Genomic DNA, 14,146 nt, shown 5'->3' on the forward strand with positions numbered 1-14,146 from the left:
TCAATATGCCTGTTACATTTCATGACCTGACCGATGCTGATGTCTTACCCGATCATCTGTTTAAACGCACCGAGTCTGACCTGTCGTTTTTCATCGAGAAAGTAAAACCGATCATTGAGGCGGTGAGAACCGAAGGCGACCAGGCGCTGATTCGCTTTGCCCGCGAGTTTGACGGGGTGCAGCCAGAGACCTTTGCCATCAAAGCGGAAGAACAGGAATTTGAAGAGGCTTTCGCCAGAGTCGATGCGGATGTAATCGAATCGATTCGTTTCTCGGTGGAAAACGTGCGTGCCTTCCATGAAGCGCAAAAGCCGGAAGAAATGTGGTGGAAGGAGATGCGTCCGGGGGCATTTGCGGGCGATCGCCATGTGCCGATTGATGCGGTGGCCTGCTACGTCCCGCGCGGTAAAGGGTCATTCCCCAGCGTACTGATCATGACCACGGTTCCGGCGGTGGTGGCGGGTGTCCCTCTGCCGATCGTCATCACCCCGCCGGGACCGGACGGCAAAGTCGATGATGCAACTTTGATTGCTGCACGCCTGGTGGGCATCAAAGATGTCTATAAATGTGGCGGTGCGCAGGGAGTGGCGGCAGTGGCTTACGGCACGGCAACGGTGCCGAAATGCCTGAAAATCGTCGGCCCCGGCAGCCCGTGGGTGGTAGCGGCGAAACGTCAGTTATCGGGCCTGATCGATCCGGGCATCCCGGCAGGGCCGAGCGAAAGCCTGATTCTGGCGGATGACTCGGTGAATGGAGCGCTGGCGGCGCTGGACCTGCTGATTGAGTCAGAACATGGCCCGGATTCCTCGGCTTATCTGGTGACTTCCAGCCGTCGCGTGGCGGAAGAAGCCATTGCCGCGTTACCGGGTTACTGGGACAAAATTGGCGCGCAGCGCGCCGGGTTCTCGCAGCAGGTGCTGTGCGGCACCCACGGTGGCGTGGTGCTGACCAAAGATTTTGCTACCGCGATCGAGTTTGTGAACCAGTATGCCCCGGAGCACCTTGAGGTGCTGGCGCATGAACCGATGGATGTGATGATGAAGATCCGTAACGCCGGTGAAATCTTACTCGGCGAGCATTCGCCAATTGTGCTGGGTAACTTTGTGCTGGGTCCGAATGCCGTACTGCCGACCAACAGCGCTGCCAAAACCAATGGCCCGCTCTCGGTGTTTGATTATATGAAGCGGGTCTCCATCGCCTATGTTACCAGCCGGGGTTATCAGGAACTGGCACCGAAAGCCAAACGCTTTGCTGAATACGAAGGCTTCCCCGGTCATGCGCTGGCCGTTTCTGATATCCGTCAGGCGCTGCTGAAGGGGAGCAAAAATGGATGAAGCCCGCCCGCCGTTAGCGGCGGAAGCGCGCCGCCTGACGCAGCAAGGCCAATGGGATCAGGCGCGTGAAAAACTCAGTCAGTTGATCGCCGAGGTAACCGGGGTGAACACCGCCGCGCTTGAGATCAACCGGGACCAGTACAGCCTGAACTCGCTGAACGGCCGTGTCTCGCTGGTGGATGGCCGCACGCTGTTTTTCAAATATCACCATGAGGAAGGGGAAGAACAGACCATCCAGGAATACTACCGCGCCGAGCTGTTACGTGATCACGGCTTTGAGGTCGATGTGCCTGCGTACGCCTGCGGTGAACCCGGACGACAAATCCTGTTGTATCCGCTGCGTGATGATCAGCGGCTGGCGGATGTCTGTCGCGAGATTGAGACCGCCGCGGCGTGGCAGCAGATCGAGCCGATTGTTGCGGCGCAGCGTCGTGCCGATCAGGCGATTATCGCCCATACGCTGCCGACGCTGCGCATGGGCACCAGCGCAGAAGTGGAGGCTGAATCCATCCATCAGCTGTTCTGGAACCGGCTGGTGTCGCCTGGTCATGATGTCGGTCTGGGGGGACGCGTCGCCAGCTTTTATGTCGATCAAACCTTCACCCTCGGGGAGATGCAACTGGACTGGGCAACCCTGAGTCGGCTGCACTGGCGGGTCAATGGGGTGGCGTATCAGCAAAGCCTGCGCGATCTGTTCTTAGCGGCGGGCCGCGTGCTGGCCCCTGCGGCGCTGTCCCGGCACGGCGTAGTGGTGGCACACGGGGATGCGCATAACGCCAACGTCTGGTACGAAACCCATCATCCGCAGCCGAAGCTGGTCAGTTTCGATCCGGCTTTCGCCGGGAGCAGCATTCCGGCGTTGCTGGCGGAGATCAAAGCGACGTTCCACAACATTTTTGCCCATCCCTGCTGGCTGTATGAACCGGCTGATGCGGCACAGCGTTACCAGGTCAGCGTGCGGCGTGATGGCGACACGCTGGAGGTGAATCATAACTGGGAGCTGTCGCCGCTACGTGCTGCGTTCCTGCAAAGCAAAGGGGAACTCTACTGGCAACCTTTGCTGGCAGAACTGAAGCAGAAAGGCTGGCTGCCTGCCAACTGGCAACAGATTATGCGTCTGGCATTGTTCTGCTGCCCGACGCTGGTGATGAACCTGCGCGCGGGTTCCGCGAGTCATCATAATCCCACCAGCTCGGCGCTCGGTTTCTCCATTGCCATGATGCTGGGCTGCGGTGGCGATGACGACTTTAGCCAATGGCTGGATGGCCTTGTGACGGAGAACTGAGATGAAAGTAGTGCGTCTGCACGGTATCGAAGCAGTGACGGTGGAGCAGGCGGCACTGCCTGATTTACCCTCAGGCTGGGCCAGGGTTAAGGTGCATTCTGCCGGGATTTGCGGCTCCGATTTGCATAACTTCAAAACCGGTAAATGGTTTGCCAGCTTACCGGTGACGCCGGGTCATGAACTGTTTGGCATGATCAGCGAAATCAACGGTGAGGCAGACCCCTTCCGGGTGGGGATGCGCGTCGTGGCGGACTCGCGCGTCTGGTGTGGCGAGTGCGCATTCTGCCTGGCAGGGGAAAATAACCTTTGTGAGTCGTTAGGTTTTGTCGGTGAAGTGTTCGATGGTGGTTTCGCTGAGGAAGCTATCCTGCCATTACAAAGCCTGCTGGCGGTACCGGATGATGTGCCAGACGACATCGCCGTGCTGTGCGAACCTTTGGGTGTCGCCCTGCGGGTGGTTAACCAGTTAAATCCAGCGGAAGGGGACAGCGTATGTGTTGCCGGAGGCGGCACCATCGGTGGGCTGACGGCGTTGCTGCTCAGTCGGTTGAGAAACTGCCGGGTGCAACTGCTGGAGCCAAATCTGCAGCGCTATCAGTTGATTTCCTCCGTGGTGACACTCGACCCGCCGGGCGTATATGCGCTGGCGGTTGAAGCCTCAGGCCATCCTGCGGCGCTTAATGCGCTGATTGGCGGCATCCGCTCCGGTGGACGTATTGCGCTGGTGGGCATCTTTCATCATACCGATGGCGTGGATCTCAACGCGCTGGTTGAACGCGAAATCTCTCTGACCGGCTGTAGCGTCTTTCGCGATGAACAGCACGAAGCATTGCAGGTGATGGCCGCGCTGGCCGGGGATCTGCGCCGACTGGTGGCTCCGCCGATTTCCCTTGATGAGGTACCGGAGACCTATCTTGCGCTGCTGGCGGGTAAATCAGACTATCTCAAAACGGTGATTAAGCTATGAATGTGTTATCCACCTTTTCCCTCGCAGGTAAACGCGCGCTGGTGACCGGGGCCACGCGCGGCATCGGTTTTGCCCTCGCCAGAGCGTTGTTACAGGCCGGGGCCAGCGTGATCATTACCGGACGCCAGCAGAGCACCCTGACTCAGGCAGTGAGTTTATTGCGTGAGGAAAGTGACAATGTCACCGGGTTGTTGCTGGATGTCACCCAAACGCCGCAGATTGCGCAGGCGATCGCATCAATCGGCAACATCGATATCCTGGTCAATAACGCCGGTACGGAACAGGTTTGCCCATCGCTTGAAGCCGATGAAGCGCTGTGGGATACCATTGTTGGCACCAACCTGAAAGGGGCGTTTTTCTGCGCTCAGGCGGCGGCAAAAGGGATGGCTGCATCCGGCACCGGTGGGGTGATTATCAACCTTTGCTCGTTAACCAGCTGTGTGGGCGTACCGGGTGCGGCGGCCTATGGCAGCTCCAAATCCGGACTGGTGGGATTGACCCGCACCCTCAGTGCCGAGTGGGCAGGGCATAACATCCGCGTGAACGGCATCGGACCCGGCTATTTCGAAACCGATATGACGCAGGTGTTTTATCAGGATGAGCAATGGCGTAACGCCATGCAGCAAAAAATCCCCCTTGGCCGCTTAGGCGAACTGGATGACCTCGCCGGTAGCGTGGTGTTCCTCAGTTCCGATGCCGCTCGCTACATTACCGGGCAGATTCTGTACGTTGATGGCGGGTATCTTGCGGCGATTTAACGGGGGAGCGTGCAAAGGGCATAAGGATGTTATTATTCAGGCCAGACGTTGCAGGTAGCAACGGACACAGACCTTAATCCCTGGGGATGACTTATGAACCACGAAGTACCACTGAAATTTTATGACATCGTTGAGGAGTATGCGACGGAAACAGCCAAGCCGGTAAGCGAGTCTGAACATGATGCGCTGGCGCGCTATTTTCAACTGCTGATCACCCGCTTAACCAATAACGAAGAAATCAGTGAAGAAGACCAAAGGGACATGGCCAGTGAAGCCGGCATCGACCCGCTGCGAATTGATGACATCGCTGAGTTTCTCAATCAATGGGGCAATGAATAACCCCGGTTGACACTGTCATGTCCGCTTCTGGCTAACGGCCCTAAGCGGACGTAGTTCCTGGCCCGGTGCAACAGATAGAAATTGCCTTGCAAAAGATAACAACTGGCAATGAACTTCTGTTTTAACTCTGCGCCGGGAAATGTGATTTTAGATTGTAAGGTGATGCCAGGAATCCGCTAAGGTAAGAAATGGAAAAACCATTTTTCCGCAAACATACTCTCGAATCTTCCGGTGATGCGTGTTCTGCAACCCTGTCATCTGCCTTGCTTTTTTTTCGCAGAAATCTGTTCTCTCTGGTTATCGGTACGGTGAGCTTTATTTATTTTGTCGAAAGCCATCAACCTGACTTGTTTAAAGCAACGGCAAAACCGCTGCCACAGAGCCAGCAAATTACCGTCAGCGCCTCTACAGACGGCACTGTCGAGCAGATCCCTGTCACCCTCGGTGAGCATGTCACGTTAAAAACACCCCTCGTGCTGTTCTCTAACGAAAACCGACAGGCACTGGAAGGAACCCGGCTGGTCTGCGAGCAGTTAAAGCTCGAACAGAGTAGCCTGCTGCAGGACATTCAACATACCCAACAGCTTGCGCTTCAGCAGGCCAGCGACAACCGCTACCAGAAAGACATGCTTAACGGGCAACTGGAACAACTTCTGGAACAAATTAAAATTGAGTCATCGCAAATCAGCATGGCGCAAAATCTGGTTAACAAGTGGCGGCCTTTGCTGGCAAAGGGATACGTTTCAACCCTGCAGTTTGCGCAGGAACAGTCGATCGCGTGGGGCTATGAGAGTCAGTACCGATCTTTACTGCAACAACAGTATGGAACCCGGCAGCAGCTCATCGAGTTGAATGACCAACAGCTCCAGTTACCGCTGGCGACAGCGGTTAAAATCAATGTACTGCGGCGGCAGCTGGCGCAGGTGGATGAAAGCCTCGAACAAAATGAAAATACGCCAGAACGGGTGGTTTATACGCTTTCCGCCGGTACGGTAAAATCGGTGTTCGCTAAAGCGGGCGATACCATAACGACCGGGCAACCACTGCTGACCATCGAACCGGATAATCAACCGGGCATTGCCACAAACATTCCACATCACAAGGTTTCAGCGCATAAAGTGTAATGTCACATCCGGCCTGAAACTGACGGACATACAGCCATCCGGGTGTTTAAGGGGTTAAAATAAAAAAATATAAACATTGCTATATTCATTTCGCTATGTCTTAATGACGCCCTCGGTTTGGAATACAGACCTTATGAAAGCAGTTTTAGTAAAGCAGTTCTCAGTTCAAGTGTTATCCAAAGATACCCTTCTTCATGAGCCTCCTCCTAAGTGCCAAATAAGTAACTCTCCCATTGCAGGCCATTACTGCCGCTTTTCGTGGCTCATAAAATTAAGGAAGTATCTATGTCTAACAAAATGACTGGTTTAGTAAAATGGTTTAACTCAGATAAAGGTTTTGGCTTTATCACTCCTGACGATGGCAGCAAAGATGTATTTGTTCATTTCTCTGCTATCCAGAGTGACAGCTACAAAACTCTTGATGAAGGACAGAAAGTTTCCTTCACCATCGAAAGTGGCGCTAAAGGCCCTGCGGCTGGCAACGTCACCGCGCTGTAAGCCGCGCTAATTATCAGTGATGTTTACAACCGCGATGAAGGCAATAGCCTGAGCAGCTAAGCTCTACTGATAATAAAATGAACCCGCCTGGTGCGGGTTTTTTATTGCATAAATTTCAGACCATGGCCTGGCTTTCCTGTCTGGATGCGGGATGCTCACTCGCACAGTCGAAATTTATCGTCCAGACTTAAACCAAAGGCGTAGTTTATGCAGGCATTGTGCTTTACACTGCGCGCTGCAAAAACTGAGTAGATAAACAATCAAGTAGGCGGTAATGGCGATGAAAGGCACGATCACGACCTGGTTTCAGGATAAAGGTTTTGGATTTATCAAAGATGAAAACGGTGACAATCGCTATTTTCATGTGATTAAGGTCGCCAACCCTGATTTGATTAAGAAAAATGCAGCGGTGACTTTTGAGCCGACCACCAATAACAAGGGCTTGTCAGCCTATGCGGTGAAAGTCGTACCGGAAAGCAAATACATCTTTATTGCCGGTGAACGCATTAAGCTCACGTCGATCAAGTCTTACCTGGTTTACAGTGAAGAAGTGCCTGCCGATACCCGCATCGATAAGGAAAATGCGTTGTTGTCTGTGGGGTTACTGATGAACAGTATCCGACCGAAAGCCGCTGCTGAACCCGCTGAAATGCGCTCACAGAAAAAACTGGCGATCACCACATTCCAGGGCACGACGTTAATCTTTTCGGAAGATGAGATTGACGTGGAAGCCACGGTAAAAATGCTCAAACTGAAATAATTCCCACCGCCCCTGCGCCGGAGTCCTGCGTTATTTATCCGCGTGATTTCGGCCTGAATATGTCGCTCTATCATTCTTATCCTCATCGTTACGGGATGAAACAGATGACGACAGCTATTTATTTTGCGTAAGGTTAATTGCGATTCTTAAGACGAAGAGGGGTTAATCATGGGCAGATTTCAGGGAAAACGCGTACTCATCACCGGCGGTACCAGCGGCATGGGGTTTGCCGGTGCGCAGCGCATCGTCAACGAGGGTGGTCAGGTCGCGATAACCGGGCTTAATCAAGAACGACTGGATCGCGCTCGCAGCCTGCTACCGGAGTCATCACTGATCATCCAAAGCGATGCGGCCAGCGAAGAGGACATCAGCGAGCTGCAGCAAGCTATCTGCCGCTGGGGATCGCTTGACGGGTTATGGCTTAATGCCGGTTTCGCAGAAGTCGGATCTCCGGAATCGGTAACCGCTGATGCGTTCAACCGCATGATGAATGCTAACGTCCGTGGCCCGATGCTCCAGCTTGCTGCCCTTTCCGGTTCACTTAATCCGGGAGCCTCTGTTCTGGTGACGTCGTCTTCTTCTGTTTATGAAGGTGCGGCAATGACGAGCCTGTATGCCGCAACCAAAGGCGCAGTTGTCGCTATGGTGAAAAGCTGGGCCTCTGCGCTGGCCGCGCGCCGCATCCGCGCCAACACGCTGGTACCGGGACCGATTGAAACTAACTTCAGGCATTTCATGCCGGAGGAGTCCCGCCAGCAATTTGAGGATTTTGTGGTAAGCCAGGTCCCTCTCGGCAGGGCAGGAACCGCGGAAGAAGCCGCCGCCGTTGCGCTCTTTCTGCTTTCCGATGATGCCTCGTACGTCACCGGCAGCCAGTACGCCGTTGATGGCGGCTTAGTTCATTACTGAAGCGTTTTTAGTTCAACCGACGACTATCACCACGCCTCGCTTGCCATATAACCAATGCGGTAATTTTCCCTGGCCGGGTGCGGTGCATCGCCAAAATTGGCCTGCAATAGCTGCCAGCGGCTGATATCCCAGGCGCTAAGATGTCCGTCGAGAGGCAATATGGAAAGGTCGCTGTGTGCGGGAATGTTCTGTTTGGTAATTGATAGCCAGCTGGCGCTTCTTATCTCATCAATACAGGGGAGATGTAGCGCCAGCCAGGTCTCAATCTGCGGCCAGCCAAAATCCTGCGTTAGCTTTTTAAAGGCAGGACTCTGTAAAAACATTGTCATCGCGTTGGCATTCTTCCAGACATAGAGCGGGGCATAGCGGTTTTCAATGCTATATCCTTCACCGCATTTGGCAACGAGCCAGGCTTTAAACAACAAACCAGGAAAGCCGTTTAACTTTGCCCCATTCTCCTCAATGCGCTTCTCAATGATGGTCATGTCGTAATTAGCGGGCAAGGTAAAACGATATTGCATCACAATCATAATTCCTCCTCAGAGAGTAACCGCCCATTACTGAAACTCCATTCATCGGCGGTATTAAATTGAATAATCACCATCACGTCATCCGGGCGAATATTCAGCGCCGTGTTGAGTCGATCGCATAATGTGCGACAGAGATTCTTCTTCTGCTCGAAAGAGCGGGGCCTGCCTGCGGTGATATGGAACTGAATAAAATTATCGCTGCGCCCGGCGCTTTTATAGTGATGGTCAAACACACGCAGACCGGTAGCTGGCGTTTCGAAAACCTGAAAGCGATCGTGGGGAGGGACGGCAAATTCTTTCTCAAGGCTTTGTTGCAGAATGTCGGAAATTTGCACAATTTGCTCGTCGCTATAACCCGGACGCAGAATGATACGGGTGAAAGGCATCAGTGTTTATCCTCTTCCAGGCATTCGAGGGCGGAAACCGCCGCAGGCCAGCCTGCGTAAAATGCCAGGTGCGTGAAGGCTTCCACAATTTCATCACGGGTCAGGCCATTTTGTTGCGCGAAGCGAATATGCCATGGCAACTGCTGGACACGGCCAAGAGCCGTCAGGGCTGCAAGCGTAATTAAGCTACGTTCGCGCGGGGAAAGAGTTTCACGTTGCCAGATATCATTGAAAAGTAACTCCTGACTCAATTCGGCCAACTTCGGCGCAACACGGGCCAGGGTTTCGCGATCAAGGGACTTCGTCATCGTTGTTACTCCATATTGACAGTGAAGCCATTCTGGCGCGATATTTTAATCCTGAAAATTGAATTAATTAAGACTTACTATCCCGAATTTCAGGATGATGATGACTAAACTTCCTTTGACGCTCGACCTGGATGCACTGCGCAGTTTCGTGACCGGCATTGAGTGCGGCAGCTTTGCGCAGGCGGCACATCGCCTCTGCCGTTCAACTTCGGCTGTAAGCGCACAGCTAAAAAAACTGGAACAGCAGTGCGGTGCCGATCTGGTGGTCAGGAATGGCCGCCATCTGGCGTTGACCCATAATGGCGAGATAATTATGGGGTATGCCCGTCGGCTGTTAGCGCTAAACGATGAAGCGCTGCTGGCCCTGAATGGCAAGCTGATGCAGGGTGAAATACGTATTGGTATGCAGGAAGATTTTGGCGAGTCACTTATGCCGGGCATCCTTGGTGAGTTCAAACGCCACCATCCGGGGATGCGTATTATTGCCCGCGTCGATCGCAACCGGGGATTGCTGAATGCGATCAATGATAACGCGCTGGATATGGCGCTGTTATGGCAACCGGAGAACGTGCAGCGTGCAGGTAAACTGATCGGTCAGTGCCCGCTGGAGTGGATAACACACCCAAAACTGGATATCAGCACGCTGCTGGCGCAGGGCATGCCATTACCGTTGGTGATGCTTGAAAGCCCGTGCCTGATGCGTTCCCGAGCCATCGAATGTCTGGACCGGGCCAGCATCGCCTGGCAAGTGGTATTTGTCAGCCAAAGCCTGAGCGGCATTTGGGCGGCGTTGCAGGCAGGGCTGGGTATCACCGTGCGAACACGTATCGGAATGCCCGGTAACTTGCGCGTTGCCGGGAGTATTTTGCCCTCACCGGGGAATCTCGGTATCACGCTGGAGCACGGGCTGGGAAATGAAGCCATCCACGGAGCGCAGGCGATGCTGGGGCAACTTATGGAAGAAGCGCTGTTAAGCGTGATGTGAGTATGATTTCTTTTCAGCCACTATCCTGCTTTCGCTTTTAATGGTTGCTAAGTGCCTGGAACAGTCGTTTGTTACGTCAGGAGGGGGATATCGTCGAGGTGCCCATTAACTGGGCAGCAAGTATGTCAATAATCAAATCGTGTGGAAAGATCGTTTCATTTGTATGTCTGACTTCTTCTAATGTCCACCAGTAGTGATAATGGATAACTTTCTTTTAGTTACTACTCCATCCGGAACAATCGATATCACCGCAAATACATGGCCATAAAAAACATGTTGGTAATTATACGTTTTCGTTATCAGGGTATGTTCTAAAAAGGGAGTTAAGGCCATTTAATATCAATATAAACAATGAATTACCTCCTTGGTATGGTTTTTAACATCACTGGCCCCGGCCCTCCTGAACAACCGGAACAAAAAAATGCCTAAGCTTCACCATCAGGCTTGAGTTCTGCACGTCTAGTTTTTAGTCATTCACGGGTTAGCTTTGAACTATGCTATAGGGAAAAGATGACTTTATACGAGGATTATATGGGGCCTTCGATACCAGCTGTCTGGGAAATCATAGGAAAAGTTACCAGTGGCTTTACGTTGCTGGCATTGATAATCGTCGTTATTCTCTATATTTATAAAATCAATTCTGAAGCACGTTCTAAAATTTTAAAAAGTTCTACAGGGGAAGATCAGATAAAATTAATACAGACATTATCTGAGATTTATGATATCCCTGTAAAGGGGTTATCACAAAGACAGCAATACTCAATTGTAATGGAACAATTGAAGCAAAGAAAACAAAAATACCTCCTTAAAATAACATCATTAGCCGCTTTCATGGTTATGTTTTTCGTAGCTACCATTGTCTCTATTTACAAATACAACACCACCAGTTCCCAGCCAGCGCCTACCCCAATTAAACAGGAAAAACAGGCACTCGCTTACAGTGATACCGTAAGCATTAATATAGGCAATACGCCAATCATTAAACCCGCGCCTGAAAATGCTAAGGCACTACCCCAGAAATCGACAGCAACAGTGACAAAGACTCTGGTGGAACCAAAAACCATCGATGAATACATCACGGCAATAAAATCAAGCAAAGACCCGGTACTACGTAGTGCGTTGCGCAGTAAAGCAAGGGTATTGCTTGCGCCTCAATTTGACTTTGGTGAAATCCACATAAAAACAGACAAGCAATATGATAAAGTGATAGCTACGTACAAATTCATTAATTATGACCCGGTAAAAAATGTATTAAAGTTCCATCAAAACTATCAATCTTTCACCGAAAATTTTGATAATCTTTATGTAGAGATAGAGGGAGATGTGTCTATTGAATTAAACAAGGTTTTGTATATTGATAAATTGGAAAATGATGTCTTTTCTATATCCTGTAATTCCAAAAAATACAGCACCTGCGTGTCCTACAATATTGAAAGAGGCTCATGTCCGAGTTGGGTAAAATCATCCTTCCCACAATGTCTCGCAGAAACGACTCATAATCTAGACGTTCCTTTCTATATTTTTTATGATGATAGTGGAGCGGGGAAGTTACAGAAACTACACTCCGCTCTACGTACAGAGATTGAAGATATTAGTGGTCTGACATTGAAATAGTCATACTTGTTGATTATTCAAAGTAAATGAATCAAACCCACATAATCATGAGATGACCTGCGTATACGATGTCAAAAAAACTTATGAATGAAGCACCTATGTTGTGGTGCTCATGTTGGTGTTGTAAGTGTCCCGCTTAAACGAACCATTCTCTTTTAGAGACCCTCAAGCATACACTTAAAGCAAACTTCCGCAATTCGCTCACAGCTGACATAACAGTTATCCACTGTATCCGGTTCGTGCCAGATACGAACATGACGGCTCCCCCTTAGATTTATCCTGGGGGAATGAAATCCATAGCTATTTCTCCGTTCTGTTCCAGGGCATTTTTAACAGTAAACTCGCCATGCCACAGAAGCCACTCACTCCAGCAAACAGTAAACCTGCGCCGACGAAGCCGGACAGTAAAAACAGCCTGCTATCAGCGGTATATCCCAATACCACGCCGATAAGAATCAGTGTGCCTGCAACAATCTGAACTTGCCTCATGACAGGCAACGGTTGTTTTTTGTCTTCGATAGTCGGGAGGTGGGCGCTCTTCCACGCGTTAATGCCGCCTGTCATCAGTAAAGCCTGCGCAGGGCTTGCCGCTTTCATCAGCGCGCTGGCATTTTGGGCCGTGCGCATTCCTGCCTGACAATGAAAAATGACCGGCTGTTGCTCGGCCCCCTCCACCGTTTTCCCTGCTGTCATCTCGGTAAGCGGAAGCGAACGCGCGTGCGGTATGTGCTCACGCAGATATTCAGCGCGGTCCCGAATATCAATCAGCACAGCCCCTTGATCAATCAGTTTTTTGGCTTCGAGCGGTGATACCGATTCTGGCGTCATTTGAAATCCTCCGGACAGTAAATCTCTTTTAACGTGGAGATGACTTTTTTCACCGCGTCGTTTTTGATGAAATAGTTCACTCTTTGCGCCACCCTCTCAGACTCAATCAAACCATCTTCTTTCATTTTCGCCAGGTGCTGAGAGGTTGCAGAAGGCGTTAAGCCGGTCAATTGCGCCAAATCCCCTGCCGAAGTGCCGGGTTTATCAATGAGCATGCAGAGGATCAATAGCCGATTGGTGTTACTCATCGACTTAAGCAGCGTGGTTGCCAGCGAGGCACTTTCCTGAAATTGGAACAGCTGAGTCTCTTTCATTTTTTACTTTAGCATTTTCTAAATTTAGGAAAATCTAAATCAAATAGCGCCCGCACGCAATCAAAAGATTTCAGCGCCTGGCGCGCTTTACCACACCTGTGGCGTGTTATGAATGTTATTGCCCGAATTGAAACGTTATGCTGATAACTGAAACCCGCTTCATATTCGAAGATCATTCATTCCTGGAAATCTGACCATGGCACGTAACCGCACTTTCTCTCTCGATATTGGCTGGAGAACGCTGCTGAAAGACGCAGGCATGCAGCCTGAACATGTATTGCGTAAGGCAGGTTTGCCCGACGATCTTTTTTCAGGCACAAAGCGCGGACTCGACACTGACGAATATTTTCGTTTCTGGCGCGCACTGGAGACGGAAGCGAATGATGTTGCTTTTCCCTTACGGCTGATAGAAATGGTCACTACCGAAGTGTTCGATCCTCCGCTTTTCGCCGCGCTGTGCAGCAGTAATATGATGCAGGCGATGCAACGACTGGCCCGCTATAAGCAGCTGATTGCGCCGATGGTGCTGGAAACGGCAGTGGATCGAAGCGGTGTCCTGACCGTGTCACCGCGCTGGTTGTCGGTCGTGACAGGTATACCCCTGTCTCTGCAGGTGGCAGAGCTTGCCTTCTTTCTGCGACTGCTGCGGCTGGCAACCCGTGAACCGATCCAGGCGCTGAAAGTGACGCTCCCTCAGCTTCCTTCCGGGATTCCGGCCCGCCACTTTGCACGTTTCTTCGGTATCGCTGTGCATTATGGTGAAAAGCCCGCCATCAGTTTTTCCGCCACGGATGCACTTCGACCATTTTTGACGGTGAATGAAGGCATGTGGCAGGTATTTGAGCCTGAGCTGCGACGTCGTCTCAGTCAGTTAGGTGAAGCGGCTTCAACCGCAGAACGCGTGCGTGCAGTCCTTCTGGAGTTGCTGCCGGCTAACGAAGCGACTATCGAGAAAACTGCCGAACGCCTGGGGTTGAGCAAGCGTACCCTTCAGCGCAGGCTTGAGGAGGAAGGGGAAAATTTCCGCACCCTGATCAACGGCTGTCGGGAAAATCTGGCCCGCCATTATCTGTGCAATACCAGTTTATCCGGCTACGAGATTGCGTTCCTGCTGGGCTTTGAAGACCCGAACTCATTCTACCGGGCATTTATGGCCTGGACTGGCCAGACTCCGGAAACTGTCAGGGGAACCCTGCGTCTCAATTAA

General features: G+C 51.6%; 17 protein-coding genes. 12 read left to right on the top strand and 5 right to left on the bottom strand.

Annotation, left to right across the window (positions count from 1 at the left end):
* The first annotated feature begins 5 nt into the window (after positions 1-5).
* The 9 genes from hisD to HA50_RS25170 all read left to right on the top strand — a co-directional run bounded on the left by hisD (position 6) and on the right by HA50_RS25170 (position 7,974).
* Entirely contained in the window at positions 6-1,334 is a 1,329-nt protein-coding gene (gene hisD, locus HA50_RS25130) for a histidinol dehydrogenase (RefSeq protein WP_139811032.1), read from the top strand.
* Positions 1,327-2,619 carry a hypothetical protein gene (locus tag HA50_RS25135; RefSeq protein WP_084879524.1) on the top strand — a complete coding sequence of 431 codons (1,293 nt, stop codon included), beginning with the start codon at positions 1,327-1,329 and terminating at the stop codon, positions 2,617-2,619. The genes hisD and HA50_RS25135 overlap by 8 nt, the downstream gene beginning before the upstream one ends.
* 1 nt (position 2,620) lies before the next feature.
* A complete protein-coding gene (locus HA50_RS25140) occupies positions 2,621-3,586 on the top strand; it encodes a zinc-dependent alcohol dehydrogenase (RefSeq protein ID WP_084879525.1) in 966 nt (321 codons plus the stop codon).
* A complete protein-coding gene (locus HA50_RS25145; RefSeq protein ID WP_084879526.1) occupies positions 3,583-4,344 on the top strand; it encodes an SDR family NAD(P)-dependent oxidoreductase in 762 nt (253 codons plus the stop codon). Before HA50_RS25140 ends, HA50_RS25145 begins: the two co-directional genes overlap by 4 nt.
* A 93-nt stretch (positions 4,345-4,437) precedes the next feature.
* Positions 4,438-4,683: a YmjA family protein gene (locus tag HA50_RS25150; protein ID WP_084879527.1), complete on the top strand. Its 246-nt coding sequence runs from the start codon at positions 4,438-4,440 to the stop codon at positions 4,681-4,683.
* 188 nt (positions 4,684-4,871) lie between these two features.
* Positions 4,872-5,807 (top strand): HlyD family secretion protein, encoded by a 936-nt coding sequence (locus HA50_RS25155; RefSeq protein ID WP_084879528.1) that lies wholly within the window; start codon positions 4,872-4,874, stop codon positions 5,805-5,807.
* Positions 5,808-6,092: 285 nt separating this feature from the next.
* Positions 6,093-6,305: a transcription antiterminator/RNA stability regulator CspE gene (gene cspE / locus HA50_RS25160; protein ID WP_016495754.1), complete on the top strand. Its 213-nt coding sequence runs from the start codon at positions 6,093-6,095 to the stop codon at positions 6,303-6,305.
* A gap of 274 nt (positions 6,306-6,579) precedes the next feature.
* The gene (locus tag HA50_RS25165) at positions 6,580-7,065 is read left to right on the top strand and encodes a cold-shock protein (protein WP_084879529.1); all 486 of its coding nucleotides are present in this window, start codon (positions 6,580-6,582) and stop codon (positions 7,063-7,065) included.
* A 168-nt stretch (positions 7,066-7,233) separates the two neighbouring features.
* Positions 7,234-7,974: an SDR family oxidoreductase gene (locus tag HA50_RS25170; protein ID WP_084879530.1), complete on the top strand. Its 741-nt coding sequence runs from the start codon at positions 7,234-7,236 to the stop codon at positions 7,972-7,974.
* A 26-nt stretch (positions 7,975-8,000) separates the two neighbouring features.
* On the opposite strand, the gene HA50_RS25175 is transcribed toward HA50_RS25170, so the two are convergent.
* Genes HA50_RS25175 through HA50_RS25185 form a run of 3 tightly spaced genes read right to left on the bottom strand, consistent with a single transcriptional unit; the run spans position 8,001 to position 9,198 of the window.
* Positions 8,001-8,504, bottom strand: coding sequence for a DUF4865 family protein (locus tag HA50_RS25175; protein ID WP_084879531.1), 504 nt, complete (start codon positions 8,502-8,504; stop codon positions 8,001-8,003).
* A complete protein-coding gene (locus HA50_RS25180; RefSeq protein ID WP_084879532.1) occupies positions 8,501-8,890 on the bottom strand; it encodes a tautomerase family protein in 390 nt (129 codons plus the stop codon). The genes HA50_RS25175 and HA50_RS25180 overlap by 4 nt, the downstream gene beginning before the upstream one ends.
* Positions 8,890-9,198: a carboxymuconolactone decarboxylase family protein gene (locus tag HA50_RS25185; RefSeq protein ID WP_084879533.1), complete on the bottom strand. Its 309-nt coding sequence runs from the start codon at positions 9,196-9,198 to the stop codon at positions 8,890-8,892. Before HA50_RS25185 ends, HA50_RS25180 begins: the two co-directional genes overlap by 1 nt.
* A 100-nt stretch (positions 9,199-9,298) precedes the next feature.
* Between HA50_RS25185 and HA50_RS25190 the strand changes: the two genes are divergently transcribed.
* A complete protein-coding gene (locus HA50_RS25190; protein ID WP_084879534.1) occupies positions 9,299-10,183 on the top strand; it encodes a LysR substrate-binding domain-containing protein in 885 nt (294 codons plus the stop codon).
* 510 nt (positions 10,184-10,693) lie between these two features.
* Complete coding sequence (locus HA50_RS25200; protein WP_139811033.1) at positions 10,694-11,797, top strand: hypothetical protein; 1,104 nt, start codon at positions 10,694-10,696, stop codon at positions 11,795-11,797.
* 300 nt (positions 11,798-12,097) lie between these two features.
* On the opposite strand, the gene HA50_RS25205 is transcribed toward HA50_RS25200, so the two are convergent.
* Together HA50_RS25205 and HA50_RS25210 are read right to left on the bottom strand one after the other, a co-directional pair.
* Complete coding sequence (locus HA50_RS25205; protein WP_084879536.1) at positions 12,098-12,625, bottom strand: rhodanese family protein; 528 nt, start codon at positions 12,623-12,625, stop codon at positions 12,098-12,100.
* Entirely contained in the window at positions 12,622-12,939 is a 318-nt protein-coding gene (locus HA50_RS25210; protein WP_084879537.1) for an ArsR/SmtB family transcription factor, read from the bottom strand. The genes HA50_RS25205 and HA50_RS25210 overlap by 4 nt, the downstream gene beginning before the upstream one ends.
* A 196-nt stretch (positions 12,940-13,135) precedes the next feature.
* Between HA50_RS25210 and HA50_RS25215 the strand changes: the two genes are divergently transcribed.
* Positions 13,136-14,146 (top strand): helix-turn-helix domain-containing protein, encoded by a 1,011-nt coding sequence (locus HA50_RS25215; protein ID WP_084879538.1) that lies wholly within the window; start codon positions 13,136-13,138, stop codon positions 14,144-14,146.

Origin of the sequence: Pantoea cypripedii, from assembly GCF_002095535.1 — a bacterium.
Classification (GTDB): domain Bacteria; phylum Pseudomonadota; class Gammaproteobacteria; order Enterobacterales; family Enterobacteriaceae; genus Pantoea; species Pantoea cypripedii.